Below are 1,748 nucleotides of genomic sequence, written 5' to 3'. Positions count from 1 at the left end.
CGCTAGCCCGGGTATTTCATGACGACGGCAGTCATTAACTGACTTAAAAGATGAAAAGGTGACCTGAACAGGGAAAATAGGAGTGTCGAAGCTTCCAAAATACCCGTACAAAGGATCACCTTTTCTGTGAACCATTCTACCCACGTTTTCCCTGCCATCCCGACCCAACTCACCGGTCAATCTCTGGTCTCCCATGCAGGGTTGTCGGTGCTGACCAGTTTCCTGAACGCGGTGGACTTCCGCAGGCTCTGCGAGGACCGGTTCAGCCAGTTCGTGCCCGCTACCGCAACGCACCGTCCGGGCAAGATCCTCGGCGCACTGGCCCTGTCCTTGGCGGCCGGCGGCGAGCAAGCCACAGATATTGACCAGCTGCGTGCCGCACCAGGACTCTTTGGCTCAGTAGCGTCGGATGCCACGATCAGCAGGTTCATGGGCCGGATCAAAGAACAGCCTGAAGCTTTCTCCTACGGGTTCGCCACCATGACCCGCAGCCTGCGCTCCAAAGTCTGGAATGCGGCCGGGCCGCGGAATCCAGCCCGGCTGGCCACGGCAGCCAATCCGCTGATTATTGACCTCGATGCGTCGCTAGTGCATGTTCATTCTGAGAAGGAAAACAGCGCTGGGACGTATAAAGGTGGGTACGGTTTTTCACCGATGATTGCCATGGCTGACTACGGCAAAGGCCATGGCACCGGCGAAGTCCTCGCCGTGCAGTTGCGCCCGGGAAACCGGGGCGCTAATTCCGCCGCCTCGCATATCGAGGTGCTCGGCCAAGCGCTGGCTCAGTTGCCTGATGATTTCTATGACGAGCACAGGAGCCTTCGTGGTGAGAAGATCCTGGTCCGTACCGATAGTGCCGGCTCCTCCAGGGAGTTCTTGCACCACCTGGATTCGCTGGGGATCCAATTCTCCACGTCGTATTCGCTGCCGGTGCTCAAGGAGCGGTTCATCCGGTGGATCGATCAGAAGAAGTACTGGGAACCAGCCCTGGACGCTAACGGAGATCAGCGTGATGATGCGTGGGTGATTGATGCAACGAAGGTCTTGGAGTTGAGGCAATACCCGCCTGGAACTCGGATTTACCTGCGTGCTGAGCCGTTGCATCCTGGTGCGAAAGCGAACTTGTTCGATACGGATGGCAATCGGGTGACGGCGTTCTTGACCAATGCTCCGCGGTTCAACGTGGCGTTCCTTGATGCTCGGCATCGTGCGCGTGGCCGGTGCGAAAATCGGATCAAAACGCTCAAGAGCACGGGGTTGGGCAAGCTGCCGTATTGGTCTTTTGCCGCGAATCAGGCGTGGGCTGACCTGGCAATGTTCGCTTTGAACTTGGTCGCATGGCTGCAGCTAGCTGCGCTGCCTGGTGGTCATGGGGCTTCGGTGTGGGATCTGAAGCGGTGGCGGTACCGGCTGTTTTCGATGGCTGGGAAAATCGTCTCTGGTGGGCGGCAGCGCCGGCTGTTGATCCCGGTGAGAGCACCAGAAGGCCAGTTGCTTTGCCAGTTGCAGGAAGGTATTGGTGTGTTGTTTCAGCGGTGGCGGCGCGGTGAGCTGGCTGCTTGAATTGGCGGTTGTCCTGTTGTTTCTTTGGTTTTGAAAGATCATTTCAGTCCAGGTCGGTGGAGCCTGGCACCCAGCGCTGGTGTTTCGGCGTTCTTTGGCGTGGGCGGAATCAGTAACGGCCGCCGGGAATCCTGGGTATCGGATTTCGGCGGCCGTCAGAGACCTCATGAAAAATCTGGGCTAGC

General features: G+C 58.2%; 1 protein-coding gene. It reads left to right on the top strand.

Features of this window, described 5'->3' with window-relative positions; all coding sequences use genetic code 11:
* Nucleotides 1–126: 126 nt before the first annotated feature.
* On the top strand, nucleotides 127–1,563 hold the full coding sequence (locus ACT3UQ_RS19625; protein WP_444637808.1) for an IS1380 family transposase: 1,437 nt from the start codon (nucleotides 127–129) through the stop codon (nucleotides 1,561–1,563).
* The last annotated feature ends 185 nt before the right edge of the window (nucleotides 1,564–1,748 follow it).

Source organism: Glutamicibacter sp. AOP12-B1-11 (assembly GCF_052379245.1).
GTDB lineage: Bacteria > Actinomycetota > Actinomycetes > Actinomycetales > Micrococcaceae > Glutamicibacter.
Note: the sequence above shows the minus strand (reverse complement) of the source record. Positions and strands in the feature narration are given on the sequence as shown.